Annotated in this window: 15 protein-coding genes and 2 pseudogenes; 15 read left to right on the top strand and 2 right to left on the bottom strand. The window is 35.8% G+C overall.

Annotated features, from left to right (window positions below; all coding sequences use genetic code 11):
* Positions 1 to 32: 32 nt before the first annotated feature.
* The 9 genes and pseudogenes from spoIVB to JFT95_RS18470 all read left to right on the top strand — a co-directional run bounded on the left by spoIVB (position 33) and on the right by JFT95_RS18470 (position 6563).
* Entirely contained in the window at positions 33 to 1325 is a 1293-nt protein-coding gene (gene spoIVB, locus JFT95_RS18510) for a SpoIVB peptidase (RefSeq protein WP_002015079.1), read from the top strand.
* Between the two features lie 286 nt (positions 1326 to 1611).
* Complete coding sequence (gene spo0A / locus JFT95_RS18505) at positions 1612 to 2406, top strand: sporulation transcription factor Spo0A (RefSeq protein WP_002015081.1); 795 nt, start codon at positions 1612 to 1614, stop codon at positions 2404 to 2406.
* A 747-nt stretch (positions 2407 to 3153) separates the two neighbouring features.
* Positions 3154 to 3618 (top strand): annotated as a pseudogene (locus tag JFT95_RS18500) (ribonuclease); the annotation flags it as partial.
* 77 nt (positions 3619 to 3695) lie between these two features.
* On the top strand, positions 3696 to 4268 hold the full coding sequence (locus tag JFT95_RS18495) for an imm11 family protein (protein WP_002138281.1): 573 nt from the start codon (positions 3696 to 3698) through the stop codon (positions 4266 to 4268).
* A 36-nt stretch (positions 4269 to 4304) separates the two neighbouring features.
* On the top strand, positions 4305 to 4460 hold the full coding sequence (locus JFT95_RS18490) for a hypothetical protein (RefSeq protein WP_002129038.1): 156 nt from the start codon (positions 4305 to 4307) through the stop codon (positions 4458 to 4460).
* On the top strand, positions 4444 to 5049 hold the full coding sequence (locus JFT95_RS18485) for an immunity protein Imm33 domain-containing protein (protein WP_002167693.1): 606 nt from the start codon (positions 4444 to 4446) through the stop codon (positions 5047 to 5049). The genes JFT95_RS18490 and JFT95_RS18485 overlap by 17 nt, the downstream gene beginning before the upstream one ends.
* Before the next feature lie 40 nt (positions 5050 to 5089).
* The gene (locus JFT95_RS18480) at positions 5090 to 5365 is read left to right on the top strand and encodes a hypothetical protein (RefSeq protein WP_002129035.1); all 276 of its coding nucleotides are present in this window, start codon (positions 5090 to 5092) and stop codon (positions 5363 to 5365) included.
* Between the two features lie 238 nt (positions 5366 to 5603).
* Positions 5604 to 5702 (top strand): annotated as a pseudogene (locus JFT95_RS29360) (sporulation initiation factor Spo0A C-terminal domain-containing protein); the annotation flags it as partial.
* Positions 5703 to 5999: 297 nt separating this feature from the next.
* Positions 6000 to 6563, top strand: a complete 564-nt coding sequence (locus JFT95_RS18470) for a PRK06770 family protein (protein ID WP_002167694.1) — start codon at positions 6000 to 6002, stop codon at positions 6561 to 6563.
* A gap of 240 nt (positions 6564 to 6803) precedes the next feature.
* On the opposite strand, the gene JFT95_RS18465 is transcribed toward JFT95_RS18470, so the two are convergent.
* Entirely contained in the window at positions 6804 to 6950 is a 147-nt protein-coding gene (locus JFT95_RS18465) for a YycC family protein (RefSeq protein WP_001247671.1), read from the bottom strand.
* A gap of 50 nt (positions 6951 to 7000) precedes the next feature.
* Between JFT95_RS18465 and JFT95_RS18460 the strand changes: the two genes are divergently transcribed.
* Complete coding sequence (locus JFT95_RS18460) at positions 7001 to 7729, top strand: glycerophosphodiester phosphodiesterase (RefSeq protein WP_002033957.1); 729 nt, start codon at positions 7001 to 7003, stop codon at positions 7727 to 7729.
* Positions 7730 to 7780: 51 nt separating this feature from the next.
* Here the strand turns inward: JFT95_RS18460 and JFT95_RS18455 are convergent, their stop codons facing one another.
* A complete protein-coding gene (locus tag JFT95_RS18455) occupies positions 7781 to 8014 on the bottom strand; it encodes a DUF2627 domain-containing protein (RefSeq protein ID WP_201052945.1) in 234 nt (77 codons plus the stop codon).
* A 137-nt stretch (positions 8015 to 8151) separates the two neighbouring features.
* On the opposite strand from JFT95_RS18455, the gene JFT95_RS18450 reads away from it, so the two are divergent.
* The 5 genes from JFT95_RS18450 (at position 8152) to lpdA (ending at position 15072) form a co-directional block, all read left to right on the top strand.
* Positions 8152 to 10224, top strand: coding sequence for a sigma 54-interacting transcriptional regulator (locus JFT95_RS18450; RefSeq protein WP_002129032.1), 2073 nt, complete (start codon positions 8152 to 8154; stop codon positions 10222 to 10224).
* A 195-nt stretch (positions 10225 to 10419) separates the two neighbouring features.
* A complete protein-coding gene (gene yqiS, locus JFT95_RS18445; RefSeq protein WP_002015087.1) occupies positions 10420 to 11319 on the top strand; it encodes a phosphate butyryltransferase in 900 nt (299 codons plus the stop codon).
* A 35-nt stretch (positions 11320 to 11354) separates the two neighbouring features.
* On the top strand, positions 11355 to 12455 hold the full coding sequence (locus tag JFT95_RS18440; protein ID WP_002015088.1) for a leucine dehydrogenase: 1101 nt from the start codon (positions 11355 to 11357) through the stop codon (positions 12453 to 12455).
* Positions 12456 to 12542: 87 nt separating this feature from the next.
* On the top strand, positions 12543 to 13646 hold the full coding sequence (gene buk / locus JFT95_RS18435; protein ID WP_002088555.1) for a butyrate kinase: 1104 nt from the start codon (positions 12543 to 12545) through the stop codon (positions 13644 to 13646).
* A gap of 4 nt (positions 13647 to 13650) precedes the next feature.
* Positions 13651 to 15072 carry a dihydrolipoyl dehydrogenase gene (gene lpdA, locus JFT95_RS18430; RefSeq protein WP_002015090.1) on the top strand — a complete coding sequence of 474 codons (1422 nt, stop codon included), beginning with the start codon at positions 13651 to 13653 and terminating at the stop codon, positions 15070 to 15072.
* Position 15073 lies beyond the last annotated feature (1 nt).

The raw sequence follows: 15073 nt of genomic DNA, 5'->3' as shown, positions 1-15073 counted from the left end.
AAGAGGCTGAATGTGGGGTAGGAGCGAGGAGAGTGAACAAATTGAAATTAGAAAGATTTCGAAAAATAATAGGTCTTTGTCTCCTTGTTTCTCTAGTTTTTATTGGATGTTTTAAACCGCTTCGAACGTTTATTTCATCGCCGAAGCAACTTGTTGTTTTTGAAGGACAACAATCAGAAATAGCATCATTACCAGTTTTCAAGGCTGCATCTACAAATCGTAATGTATTTACTGTAAGTTCAAATGAACAAGAACTTATGGTAAATTCTCACCAAAATGGTGAAGCTGATATGGTGTTTCAACTTGCTGGTTTTCCAGTGAAAAAAGTAAATGTGAAAGTATTAAAAGATTTTAAAGTTATTCCAGGTGGACAATCGATTGGTGTAAAATTGAACACAAAAGGTGTACTTGTTGTAGGCCATCATTTAATTCAAACTGAAAAGGGTAAAGTATCTCCTGGTGAAACAGCTGGTGTACAGATTGGAGATATGATTACTGAAATCAATGGTAAAACAATTGAAAGAATGAGTGATGTAGCACCATTTATTCATAATAGTGGAGAAACAGGTGAACCGCTTAATCTTGTTTTATTAAGAGATGGAAAATATATTCGTGCTAAGCTAACACCACAAAAAGACAATGGTGAATCCTCTTACCGAATTGGACTGTATATTCGTGATTCAGCAGCTGGTATCGGAACGATGACATTCGTACATCCAGATTCCATGAAATATGGAGCGCTTGGTCATGTAATTTCCGATAATGATACAAAAAAGCCAATTCAAGTAGAAGATGGACAAATTATGCGTTCGACAGTAACGTCTATTGAAAGAGGAAGTCACGGGAACCCGGGAGAAAAATTAGCAAGATTTTCACCGGATCGTGAAGTGATTGGTAATATTACAATAAATAGCCCGTATGGTATTTTTGGGAAATTAAACACAGATATGACAAACGGCATAATGGATAAAGCAATGCCTATCGCATTATCCCATCAAGTAAAAGAAGGGCCAGCGAAAATATTAACAGTTATTGATCAAGATAAGGTGGAAGCGTTTGATATTGAAGTTGTTAGTACGGTACCACAAAAGTTCCCGGCTACAAAAGGTATGGTTATAAAAGTGACAGATAAACGTTTACTAGCAAAAACGGGTGGTATTGTACAAGGAATGAGTGGAAGTCCGATTGTACAAAATGGGAAAGTAATTGGTGCGGTTACACATGTATTTGTAAATGATCCAACGTCAGGATACGGTGTTCATATTGAATGGATGTTACATGAGGCTGGAATTAATATTTATGATCAAGAGAAAAAAGCGAGCTAATACATATTAGCTCGCTTTTCTTTTGAAAAATTCGTTGAAATTTTGTAAAAGCTCCGCAAGAGCTGTTTTTTGTTGTAAGATATAAGCAAAGGGTTGAACGTTTCGCTGTAATTCTATGATGGAATGTGTTGCGAAAGTAAAAAAATGAACGATAAACATATTTTTTTGTGATTTTATCGGAAAGTAAGAAACTTTAAAGGGAATTTTCACACAATTGTCGAACAATTCATGTAGCCTAGAAGCTTACACATGTCGGAAGAATCGATTCGGTAAGGGAGGAAAAACTGTGGAGAAAATTAAAGTATGTCTTGTGGATGATAATAAAGAATTGGTATCGATGCTAGAGAGTTATGTTGCTGCCCAAGATGATATGGAAGTTATCGGAATTGCTTACAATGGTCAAGAATGTTTAAACTTATTGAAAGAAAAGCAGCCTGATATACTCGTTTTAGACATTATTATGCCACATTTAGATGGTCTAGCTGTGCTAGAGAAAATGCGACATATTGAAAGGTTAAGACAACCTAGCGTTATTATGTTGACAGCATTCGGACAAGAAGATGTGACGAAAAAAGCGGTTGATTTAGGGGCATCATATTTCATATTAAAACCATTTGATATGGAGAATTTAACAAGTCATATTCGTCAAGTTAGTGGTAAGGAAAGTGCTACTATTAAACGTCCATTACCATCTTTCCGATCAGCAACAACGATCGATGGAAAACCGAAAAACTTAGATGCGAGTATTACAAGTATCATTCATGAAATTGGTGTACCCGCTCATATTAAAGGGTACATGTACTTACGAGAAGCAATCTCTATGGTGTACAATGATATCGAATTACTAGGATCTATTACGAAAGTATTATATCCAGATATTGCAAAGAAATATAATACAACAGCAAGCCGTGTCGAGCGCGCAATCCGTCACGCAATTGAAGTAGCTTGGAGCCGTGGGAATATTGATTCTATTTCGTCCTTATTTGGTTATACTGTATCCATGTCAAAAGCAAAACCTACGAATTCTGAGTTCATCGCAATGGTTGCGGATAAGCTAAGACTTGAACATAAGGCTTCGTAAACGCTGTAATATCAAGGTGTTAAGCGTATTTCATAACAAAATTTAATAACCAACGAATTACGTATGTAGGCAACAAAGTACATAGGTAATTGGCGGTTAATTTAAAAACCTTCTATTTATTGGATTGAAATTTTAATCCCAATAGCTAGGCGGTTTTTTTGTTGTATGAATAACTTTCAGATGAATGTTGAAAACTTTTTGCTTCATATTTAGAAAGAGAATTAAAAGTTACGGATGTTGATAAGGTAAAACCTCTTCATATTCGGACGTATATTAAATATTTAAGGGAACGTGGTAAATACACATTTGCATCTAATACAGCTAGTGAACAAATTAATTATCCAACACGTAGAACCGATTATGGAAAGACCATTAGTGAAACAACGATTGCTAATTATCTTCGCAATATTATAGAACAGTATTGTGATAATACTGAAGCAAATTTAATAACAACGTATTTAGAAAGCCCACATTTATCATATAGAGATTTAGGATGTTTATACGGTATAAATCACCCTGAGAAAGTGAGGCGAATCCTTGAGTCTGCCAAGGAGAAGTTAAGGAAGGGTATATTTTGAAAGGAGGCATATTAAATTTTTATTAAAAAAAGCCAAGTGTTTAGAACGGTGCAATAATTAAGCATGGTATAATTTCCTTATGAAATACTAGGAAAAGAAGGGGTATTATGGTTCGAGTGAAAAATGATTTTTCCTATCAACAGCAACAACTAGCAAGGGAGGATAACGCATGAGTTTAAATATGTATTTGGGAGAAGTACAAAACCAAACTCAAAGCATGAACGCTGTATGTACTGCTACTATTCAAGGTATGGAACAAGCCATTCAGTCGATTGACGCTTTTGCAATTGATACTGTGTTACAAGGGCAAACGTATAGCAGTGCAAAATCATTTTTTGTACAAACCTTTCGTCCTTTAGCACAAGGAATCATTTATCTGTGTGAAGAGTTAATTCGTCAGAATGATGCTTTTCCAAGTCAATTTCAATCACAAGTCGCTTCCACAGATGTAATCGAACAAGAAATATTAGAACAAATTCGAGAAATTGACCGAATGAAAGCAAGTATGGAAGCCATCAGTCAAGCTATGCCAATCCCAGGTATGGACGCTATGGCGAATCTTTTTACTGTCATGAGGAAAAAACTGCAAGAAAAATTAGAACATCTATATGAATTTAATTATACTTCTAGTAATTGGACGGTAGTTTAAAACTAAATCAACCTAAATAATCTTAATTGTTTTACTAATTGAATTATAAAGGAGTAAAAGGTATGAAAATTTGGCAATTAAAAAGTTTATTTGATAACTATAAATCTTTTCAACTATTAAATTTGAAAGAAGACCGTAAAAAATATTTTGATGAAAAAATTGATTTGGCAATAAAGCTATCTGATTCATGGGGAGAAATTCTTGTTGAATGTGTAGAAGGAGATAACCATAGTGATTGTCCTATGTTCTGGGGGGAACTTGGCACGCCAATGGTTAGTAGAAAAGCAAAAGAGGTATTAGAACCTCTAATTTGTAATAATGTTGAGTTCCTTCCGCTAACCCATGATGTTACAGGTGAAGTTTATTACCTAATAAACGTTTTAAATACAATTGATGCAATTGACTACAATAAAGCAGTTTTTGAAAAACTAAGTACAGGATTAATAATAGGTTTCGAAAAATACGCATTTTTACCTAATATAGTTGAGGGGCAGATAATATTTAAAACCTATTTAAATCAAAGATTACACTCCTCTACTGTTTTAGTGTCTGACGAATTTAGAAATGTAGTTTTAGAGAGTGATTTAGAAGGTTTTGAATTTGTAGAGGTATGGGATTCAGAGGCAAATATGTAAAAGAAAGTTCTAAAATAACTGATAGAAGTTAGTAACATGGACACAAAGGTTTCAGAAATTCTAAGAATGTTAGACAATTATGAGGGAAACGAGAAAGAAATATTTGAAATGTTAGAACGTGAAGTAACGGCTAGAAAAGCTTTGAGAAAATCAATAAAAAAGAGGTTGCAGTCAATTGAAAACAATAGTTAAAAATATAGGTGGTAAAAATATAATAGCTACAGCAGAAGAACATTTAAGCCCTCAAATAGAAAAATTATTATATTTGCTAACTAAAGTAGAAGATAACAAATTAGTTGATGGATTTTCTATACAAGTTGGCTGGTCTCTTTTTATTCTATCCAAATGTGAAGATGGGTATCGTATTATTGTCCCAGATTATACAAAAAATCCTTTTAAGGATACTACAGAAGATTTAACAATTGCTTTATGGGTGCAATTAGAACAAGTACATTGTTTACGTCAGTTAAATATTGAGGGTGAAATGATAAAGTTTAGCGATAAAATAGTGACTGCAAAGAACGTGTTGCAACTAGATGAGGTTTATTTACAAAGGGCTAGTGATTGTGAAAAAGGTGATTCTGGTTGGTATATCGGTCCTGTCGAAGAAACAGAAGATGAATTAGAAGCATTTTACGCATATCAGCTATTAAAAATTAGACCTTCAATTATTCAAGTTTTAGCCTTACCTTATGAATATCTGGTAGTTTTTGAGAAAGATAAAATCAAGGCAATTTTAGATGATAAAGATGTCGATGTTTGGAATGGCGTTATAAACTGAGATTAGTTAAATTCTAAAATAACTGACAGGAGTTAGTAACATGGATGCAAAGGTTTCAGAAATTCTAAGAATGTTAAACAATTATGAGGGAAATGAAAAAGAAATTTTTGAACAGATTCAAGCTGAAGCAATGGTGAAATCTAAACAATGCGAAGAAATGATAGATACGATACTGAATAATAAGTCCAAAACTGAAAAAGAAAAACATGAAGCTATAATGAGTATGATAGGACATATTTTCACTTGTGGCGTATCTTATGGGAGTGTTCAAGTTCCATTAGAAATGATTAAGAATCGTCAATCATCTATACATTGATTTATATTTTGAGATAAAGTCGTATCAGATAGTTGATGAAATGAATAATAGTACACGAATGTCATTTAATTTTATTGACGTTTGCCCCTGTGGTTATGTATCATATTCTTATACACATTAGTAACGTAATGTTACCAATGAATTAGGAAAAACTAAACCAATAAAGGGCGTGAAATTTAGCGTATTTATTGGACGAAAAGAAAATGTTAGAAACGTCTACATATCAACGTTTAAAGCTTTTGGTTATACTGTATCCATGTCAAAAGCAAAACCTACGAATTCTGAGTTCATCGCAATGGTTGCGGATAAGCTAAGACTTGAACATAAGGCTAGCTGAGAGGGAAAGTAGTAAGGGATTTAAGTTTTAGTAGAGCTTAATAATTCTTGAAATTTATACTCGATATCAATTTTAAAACCAATAAACTTTTATTTAATGACCAATGAATTTTAGAATTCGTTGGTCTTTTTATTTTGTTGAGAAAAAGAGGGAGAAGTGATATCGATTTTATCAAAATTATTTGGGTAGATAAAAAGGGTTGTTTGATATTATGGAAAATAAAACCTGTTTTTAGTAATATTACATATAAGTGAGTTTTTTAAGGTAATTAAATAGGTATACAGAGGGAGAAGGAAAATGAAAAACAAAATATTAACTTGGCTAGGAATAGTAGCAGCTATGGGAGTTCTTGCTGTTGCAGTTACATTTGGAATGTTAGAGCTTGCCGATAATCCAGTAGATAAAGAAGTGAGTGCTCAAATAGATAAAAAAGAAGACCCAACGATAGTAGGTAGAGAGGTAGATGGAGTCTTTGTTGATGTGTATGTTACTGAAAATTCTACTGAAAGCGAAGTCATTACAGCGATGTATCACATGACTCATCAAAAAGTAGTGGCAGAACGAAAATCGGGATCCATCCCAATGATTCAAAATAACGCTGAAAAATTAAAAAAAATCATAAATAAGAGTAGTTTTGCGAAGAAAAATGAGCTTGTAGCAATTGCTGATAGATGGGCGAAAAAAGATTTTAGTAAAATTGTAGAAGATCACAATTTTTTCTCGGATGCTCAAGAGGGTAATGTTTGTAAAGCCACTAGAGCGATGGATGCGGTAGAAGAGCAACATTATATTTTAACTACATTCGGGGAGGAAAAAGCGAAAGAACTATACGAATCAGGGGATACTCCGCACATTCAATAAAAAATAATATGAAGGGCTTCTAGTTTTTTTATTACCTTGCTTTAAGGGGGCAATGGTGACTTGTGAATAAATATTCTGCTTTCTTTATGACTTGTAACAAAAAAGAAGATATATAATTCATTATTAAATGATGAAGTAAAGGCTAAATCGCATCGTAGTACATCTGTTAAAGGATTTTAGCGGGGAAGTCATCCATGATATAATAGATAATAATAAAAAGCCCTGCAAAACAGGACTATATTATTCTTCGTCTTTATTTTGTTTTTCTAATTCAACTAACTTTTGGATTAAAATATGCTGTGGCATATGCATAAGTTGTTCAAGTGGAACACCTAACGCTTTTGATAGGCGGACTGCAGTGTCTGGAGAAATTTGTAATGGTCTCATAGAAGTACCTCCTTTTTCGTATAGTATAGCATAAGATTGGGGGAGTGAGGATGACTCTTATATTTGCGCATCGTGGTGCGGCGGGAACGTATCCGGAAAATACAATGATTTCATTTGAAGCAGCAGAGGCTTTCGGGGCAGATGGAATTGAACTCGATGTTCAATTCACGAAAGATGGAAAAGTTGTCGTTATTCATGATGAAACGGTGGATCGGACAACAAATGGAAAAGGTGCGGTTCGAAATTATTTATATGAGGATTTATGTAAGTTGGATGCGAGTTATAAATTCGGTGACAAAGTAGGTTTTTGCAAAATACCTCTTCTAGAAGAGGTGTTAGAATGGCTCGCAAAAACGAAATTGCTACTCAATATTGAACTGAAAAATAATAAAATCCCATACAGAGGTTTAGAAGAAGAGGTTATAACACTTGTACGTAAGTTTAGTCTAGAGGATCGGATTGTGTTTTCTTCTTTTAATCACTACAGTATGAAGCGATGTCATATGATGGCTCCTGATATTCAAACAGCTATTTTGTATCGTGAAGGTTTGCATAGCCCGTGGGCATATGCAAAAAAGATGGGTGCTACTGCAGTACATCCGAATTATCGTTATCTTCAAGATGCTATCGCTGAATTAACGATGGGAAGTGGTGTGGAGGTTCGTCCTTACACGATAAATGAAGAAACGCTTATGCGTAAATATTTTGATATGAATATATCAGCGATTATTACTGATTATCCTGAAACAGCAAGAACTTTATTACCGATAAAAAAATGAGACCTAATATAATGGTCTCATTTTTTATTTATGATATGTGAAAACTTTGTTTTATCTTCTGAAGCGTGCTTGTACTTTATTTCTCTTACGATCTCTGTGTAAGACGAAGCCGGCGAAGATATAAAACCCGAGTGCGAAGCAAAGAGCGCCGATTAAAAATTGTAACCATAATATAGGGATTGGGGAGAACAAAATCCCAAATACAGTATCTCTCATTAGTTTAATACCAAGCACGGCTAATGAAATGGGGATGAGTGCTAATAATAGAGCGAGGTAACGCTGCATACATAACGCTCCTTTTCAGATTATTTTGTGTATTTTAATGATGTTATATGGAATGGGGGTTTGTCAAGAGGTTGCTGAACGAGTAAGATAAGAATGTGAAAAATTTTGCAGAGATACTTCGAGAGGAAGTGTAATGTATGAAACAAAATGTGTTAATTGTTGGAGCAGGTGAAGGTGGGAGTACACTGCTGAGTCTGTTGCAAAATTCGAATATATTTCAAATTATAGGAGTTATTGATAGTAATCCAATTGCGAAAGGATTACAAATCGCAAAGGAATATGGGGTTCCGATTGGTGATAGTGTAACTCCGTTTCTTTCTATGCATATTGATGTAATGTTTGATATGACAGGTGATTATGATTTACATAAAGTTTTATTGGGAAGCAAGCATAAAGACACCCTTCTTATACCAGGGGATATTGCAAAAATTGTTACGAGACTAGCGCATGAGAAGGAAAGCTTAATTGGAAAGCTAGAAGAACAGACGCAACAAGGGAATTTAATTTTAAATTCAACGCATGACGGTATGATTGTTATAGACCAAGAGGGACAAGTTCGTCTGTTTAATAAAAGCGCAGAGCGTATTACTGGATATAAAAAAGAGGAAGCAATAGGGAAATATATTTTAGAAGTTATTCCAACGAGTAAGTTGCTTCGTATTATACGCACGAAAAAAATAGAAGTGAATCATGAACTGACGTTAGAGAATGAAAAAAAGATTATTACAACGCGTATTCCGATATTAAAAGAAGGTGGAGAGGTTCAAGGGGCATTTGCGATTTTTAAAGACATTACAGAAGTTGTAGATTTAGCGGAAGAAGTTACAGACTTAAAAGAAATTCAAACGCTACTTGAGGCGATTATTAACTCATCTGAGGAAGCAATTTCGGTTGTTGATGAGAAAGGAAGAGGACTAGTTATAAACCCTGCTTATACGAAGTTAACGGGTTTGACTGAAGAAGAAATTATTGGGAAGCCGGCTACAACTGATATTGTGGAAGGTGAAAGTATGCATATGAAAGTACTTCGGACGCGCCGAGCGGTACGAGGAATACATATGAAGATTGGGCAAAAAAAGCGAGATGTAATTGTAAACGTAGCACCGGTTATTGTCGATGGAATATTGAAAGGGAGCGTCGGGGTAATTCGCGATGTATCAGAAATTCAAAAGTTAACAAATGAATTGAATAGGGCAAGACAAATTATTCGAACGTTAGAAGCAAAATATTCATTTGATGATATTGTTGGTGATTCAGATGAAACGACGGCAGCTATTGAACAAGCAAAACTTGGAGCGAATACACCGGCAACAGTATTGCTTAGAGGGGAATCTGGTACGGGGAAAGAGTTATTTGCACACGCTATTCATAACAGTAGTAATCGAAAATACAATAAGTTTGTACGAGTAAACTGTGCTGCTATTTCTGAGACCTTATTAGAAAGTGAATTATTCGGTTATGAGGAAGGCGCGTTTTCTGGAGCGAAAAGAGGCGGGAAACGAGGATTCTTTGAAGAAGCGAATAATGGAAGTGTTTTTTTAGATGAAATCGGAGAGTTATCTGCAAATACGCAAGCGAAGCTCCTTCGTGTGCTACAAGAAAAAGAAATTGTGAAAGTAGGGGGAACGAAAGCGATACCTATTAATGTCCGAGTAATTGCAGCAACACATGTGAATTTAGAAAAGGGCATTCTAGAAGGAGAGTTCAGAGAGGACTTATATTATCGTTTAAATAAAATCCCGATTCAAATTCCTTCCCTTCGTCAGCGTAAAGGAGATATACCAGCGATTGCAGAAAGGTTAATTCAAAAAATTAATCAAGATTATGGTCGTAATGTAGAAGGACTCACCGATTCAGCCGTTTCGTATTTGCAATCATATGAATGGCCAGGGAATGTTAGGGAACTTGAAAATATTTTAGGACGAGCTATTATCTTTATGAATTATAACGAAATATATATTGATGTACATCATTTACCGCCTTTACATAAAGAAGAACAAGTAGAGACGAAACAAAATAATTTATTACCTGAATTAGAAGAGAAGGCCCTTGAACACCTAGTGACAGAATTTGAGGGGAATATTATCCGTGAATATTTAGAGAAATTTGATGGGAACAAAACGAAGACTGCAAAAGCGTTAGGAATTTCAGTTCGAAACTTATATTACAAGCTAGAAAAGTATGACTGCGCAAAAAATAGCATGCAATAAATTGCATACCGTGCAATTTATTGCATGGTATACAAAAAGCGACAAAACGAGACAGAATATTTCGTTGTTTTTCAAAGTATTGATTTTACTGCATTTTGAATGCGTTTTCATTATTGGTAAGACCACTTTTGAAAGTTGGCACGGTATTTGCTTAATGAATAGACGAGGGACGACGGAAAGGGTTGATTACAAAATATGAAGTTAGAACACTTAATTGATCAAGCAGCAGGACAGCCTAAAAAAACTGTGGCTGTAGCAGTAGCTGAAGATCATGAAGTAATTGAAGCTGTAGCGAAAGCAATCAAGTTACAGCTAGCTCAATTTCGTCTATATGGAAATCAAGAGAAAATAATAGGGATGCTACAAGAGCATGGGTTACAAACTTCAGAACATATTGAAGTGATTGCAGCAGCGTCAAGTGCTGAGGCTGCAGAACTTTCTGTTAAATCTGTAAGCAATGGCGAAGCAGATGTGCTAATGAAGGGGAACATCCCAACAGCAAATATTTTGAAAGCTGTATTAAATAAAGAGTGGGGACTTCGTAAGGGTAGCGTGCTTTCACATGTTGCAGCGTTTGAAGTTCCAAATTACGATCGTCTTATTTTTGTTACAGACGCAGCGATGAACATTGCACCTGATGTAACACAAAAAGCTGCTATTATACAAAATACTGTAGAAGTTGCCCAGGCAATAGGAATTGATTTGCCAAAGGTAGCGCCAATTGCAGCGGTAGAGGTTGTTAATCCTGCGATGCAAGCGACAATTGATGCAGCGATGTTAACTCAAATGAATCGCCGCGGACAAATTAAAAATTGTGTCGTTGATGGACCACTTGCTTTAGATAATGCAGTATCACAAATTGCAGTAGAACATAAAGGCATAGTAAGTGATGTAGCAGGTAAGGCAGACATTTTACTCGTCCCAACGATTGAAGCTGGAAATGTGCTATATAAATCACTCGTCTACTTTGCAAATGCAAAGGTAGGAGCGATGATTGCTGGCGCTAAAGCACCGATTGTTTTAACATCACGTGCTGATTCAGCAGAAACAAAAGTATATTCATTAGCATTGGCAGTTGCGACTGCTTCAAAATAAACCAAATAGGGTAAAACAATTAGGGGGAAACGACAATGACATTAGAAATCTTCGAATACTTAGAAAAATATGATTATGAGCAAGTGGTATTTTGTCAAGATAAAGAATCTGGTTTAAAAGCAATCATTGCAATCCATGATACAACACTTGGACCAGCTCTTGGTGGAACAAGAATGTGGACATATGATTCTGAAGAAGCGGCGATTGAAGATGCATTGCGTCTTGCAAAAGGGATGACATACAAAAATGCAGCAGCTGGTTTAAACTTAGGTGGTGCAAAAACAGTAATTATCGGTGATCCACGTAAAGATAAAAGCGAAGCGATGTTCCGTGCATTAGGACGCTACATTCAAGGACTAAACGGACGTTATATTACAGCTGAAGATGTTGGTACAACAGTAGATGATATGGATATTATCCATGAGGAAACTGATTTTGTAACAGGGATTTCACCATCATTCGGTTCTTCTGGTAACCCATCTCCAGTAACTGCATACGGTGTTTACCGTGGTATGAAAGCAGCTGCAAAAGAAGCATTTGGTACAGATAACCTAGAAGGAAGAGTAATTTCTATTCAAGGTGTTGGTAATGTAGCATATCACCTATGCAAACATTTACACGCTGAAGGAGCAAAATTAATCGTTACAGATATTAATAAAGAAGCTGTACAACGTGCAGTAGAAGAATTCGGTGCAACAGCAGTTGAGCCAAATGAAATTTACGGTGTTGAATGTGATATTTACGCACCATGTGCATTAGGCGCAACAGTTAATGATGAAACTATTCCACAACTTAAAGCAAAAGTAATCGCAGGTTCTGCAAATAACCAATTAAAAGAAGATCGTCACGGCGACCTTATTCATGAAATGGGTATTGTATACGCACCAGACTATGTTATTAATGCAGGTGGCGTAATTAACGTAGCAGACGAATTATATGGATACAATAGAGAACGTGCATTAAAACGTGTTGAGTCTATTTATGACACAATTGCAAAAGTAATCGAAATTTCAAAACGCGATGGCATAGCAACTTATGTTGCAGCAGATCGTCTAGCTGAAGAGCGCATTGCAAGCTTGAAAAACTCTCGTAGCACATACTTACGCAACGGTCACGACATTATTAGCCGTCGCTAATCATTCATATATAACTTTTACAAAAGGTGTGGTTACCTCTTATGAGGTTTCCACTTCCTTTTAAATTTATTAGTGGAGGTAGCAACATTGTCTGTAAATCGAATTCTTGTTATTAACCCAGGTAGTACATCCACAAAGATTGGTGTTTTTGATAATGAAAGACCCGTTCTAGAAGAAACTATTCGTCATGACGTAGAACAGATTGGAAAATATAAGCGAATTATCGACCAATATGAGTTTCGTAAAGAAACGATTTTAGAAGTTCTACATTCTCATGGTATTAACATTTCAAAATTAAACGCTGTTTGTGGGCGTGGTGGATTACTTCGTCCAATCGAAGGCGGTACGTATACAGTAAACGATGCGATGTTAGAAGATTTAAAAAATGGGTTTAGCGGTCATCACGCTTCAAACCTTGGAGGCATTTTAGCATATGAAATCGCTTCTGGATTAAACATTCCTGCATTCATTGTGGATCCTGTCGTTGTAGATGAAATGGAACCGATTGCTCGTATTAGCGGTATTGCTGGTATGGAACGTAAAAGTATTTTCCATGCATTAAACCAAAAAGCGGTTGCTCGTAAAGTAGCAGATGAATTAAATCACAAATATGAGGATTTAAATTTATTAGTTACACATATGGGTGGTGGTATTACAGTTGGTGCTCATAAAAAAGGAAAAGTTATCGATGTTAATAATGGCTTAAACGGAGAAGGACCATTTAGTCCAGAGCGTGCTGGTACAGTACCAGTAGGACAATTAGTTGAAATGTGTTTTTCTGGTGAGTATTACCGAGACGAAATGGTTAAAAAACTTGTCGGACAAGGTGGACTTGTAAGTCTTATCGGTACAAACGATGCAATTAAAGTAGAACAAATGGTTGAAAAAGGTGATCCTGAAGCAACTCTTATTTATAAAGCAATGGCGTATCAAGTTGCAAAAGAGATTGGCGGAGCTAGTGCTGTACTTCACGGGAAAATCGATGCAATCGTATTAACTGGTGGACTTGCGTACAGTAAAATTCTTGTCGATGAAATAAAAGAACGTGTTCACTGGATTGCAGATGTTATCGTACATCCAGGAGAAGATGAATTACAAGCGTTAGCAGAAGGAGCACTTCGTGTATTACGTGAAGAAGAAGCTCCAAAAGAATATATTGTACGAGAAAAACAAACAGTAGCTAGGGGTTGAGATAATGGCAAGAGAATATGATTTAGTCATCGTTGGCGGCGGTACTGGTGGATATGTTGCTGCTATTCGTGCATCACAACTAGGGTTAAAAACTGCACTTGTTGAAAAAGAAAATCTTGGTGGTACTTGTTTACACAAAGGATGTATTCCTAGTAAAGCTCTTTTACGTAGTGCGGAAGTATACGCAACTGCTAAAAAAGGAGAAGAGTTCGGAGTTATTGCAAGTAATGTAGAACTAAACTTTGCTAAAGTACAAGAGCGTAAAGAGAAGATTGTAACGCAGCTTCACAAAGGCGTTCAGCATTTAATGAAACAAGGTAAAATTGATGTGTTTGAAGGTATTGGCCGTATTCTTGGCCCATCTATTTTCTCTCCAATGCCAGGTACAATTTCAGTTGAACTTGCAAGTGGAGAAGAGAATGAAATGTTAATTCCAAAAAATGTACTTGTTGCAACAGGTTCTCGTCCAAATTCATTACCAGGATTAGAGTTAGACGGAGAGTATGTAATGTCTTCGGATCATGCCCTAAAAATGGAAACGCTTCCTAGCTCAATCATTATCGTTGGTGGCGGTGTAATTGGTATTGAGTGGGCATCTATGCTTGCTGACTTCGGTGTAGAAGTTACTGTATTAGAATATGCGAAAAACATATTACCACTAGAAGATAATGACGTTTCAAAAGAAATGCAACGTCTATTCAAGAAAAAAGGTATTAAAGTGGTAACTGGTGCAAAAGTATTACCAGAAACATTGGTAAAAGATAATGGAGTAACAATTCAAGCTGAACATAACGGTGAGAACAAAGCATTTAAAGCAGAAAAAATGCTTGTATCTGTAGGAAGACAAGCGAATACGCAAAATATGGGCTTAGAGAACACAGATATTGTTGTGGAAAAAGGATACATTCAAACAAATGAGTTTTATCAAACGAAGGAATCTCATATTTACGCAATTGGAGATGTAATCGGTGGCTTGCAACTTGCTCACGTTGCTTCTCATGAAGGAATTGTTGCAGTAGAACATATCGCTGGTAAAGAAGTTGCACCAATTGATTATTCTATGGTATCAAAATGCGTATATAGTAGTCCAGAAGTTGCTTCTGTCGGCTTAACAGAACAAGAAGCAAAAGAAAAAGGCTATAAGTTAAAAGTAGGTAAGTTCTCATTCCGTGCAATCGGAAAGGCACTTGTATACGGAGAATCAGACGGTTTTGTAAAACTTGTAGTTGATGAAGAAACAAATGACATTCTCGGTGTTCATATGATCGGACCACATGTAACAGATATGATTTCTGAAGCTGGTCTTGCAAGAGTACTTGATGCAACACCTTGGGAAGTAGCACATACAATTCATCCGCATCCATCATTATCTGAGGCGATTGGTGAAGCTGCACTTGCTGTAGATGGAAGAGCGTTACACGCATAAA

Origin of the sequence: Bacillus sp. TH17 (assembly GCF_016651125.1) — a bacterium.
Lineage (GTDB): Bacteria > Bacillota > Bacilli > Bacillales > Bacillaceae_G > Bacillus_A > Bacillus_A mycoides.
The sequence above is the reverse complement of the archived record's forward strand: the minus strand, read 5'-3'. Positions and strand labels throughout refer to the sequence as shown.

Coding starts and splice junctions, on each gene's coding strand:
- JFT95_RS18440 (WP_002015088.1), top strand. CDS start 11,355: ATGACATTAGAAATCTTCGAATACTTAGAAAAATATGATTATGAGCAA.
- JFT95_RS18470 (WP_002167694.1), top strand. CDS start 6,000: ATGAAAAACAAAATATTAACTTGGCTAGGAATAGTAGCAGCTATGGGA.
- JFT95_RS18490 (WP_002129038.1), top strand. CDS start 4,305: ATGGACACAAAGGTTTCAGAAATTCTAAGAATGTTAGACAATTATGAG.
- JFT95_RS18465 (WP_001247671.1), bottom strand. CDS start 6,950: ATGAGACCATTACAAATTTCTCCAGACACTGCAGTCCGCCTATCAAAA.
- yqiS (WP_002015087.1), top strand. CDS start 10,420: ATGAAGTTAGAACACTTAATTGATCAAGCAGCAGGACAGCCTAAAAAA.
- JFT95_RS18455 (WP_201052945.1), bottom strand. CDS start 8,014: ATGCAGCGTTACCTCGCTCTATTATTAGCACTCATCCCCATTTCATTA.
- JFT95_RS18480 (WP_002129035.1), top strand. CDS start 5,090: ATGGATGCAAAGGTTTCAGAAATTCTAAGAATGTTAAACAATTATGAG.
- JFT95_RS18450 (WP_002129032.1), top strand. CDS start 8,152: ATGAAACAAAATGTGTTAATTGTTGGAGCAGGTGAAGGTGGGAGTACA.
- JFT95_RS18495 (WP_002138281.1), top strand. CDS start 3,696: ATGAAAATTTGGCAATTAAAAAGTTTATTTGATAACTATAAATCTTTT.
- JFT95_RS18460 (WP_002033957.1), top strand. CDS start 7,001: ATGACTCTTATATTTGCGCATCGTGGTGCGGCGGGAACGTATCCGGAA.
- lpdA (WP_002015090.1), top strand. CDS start 13,651: ATGGCAAGAGAATATGATTTAGTCATCGTTGGCGGCGGTACTGGTGGA.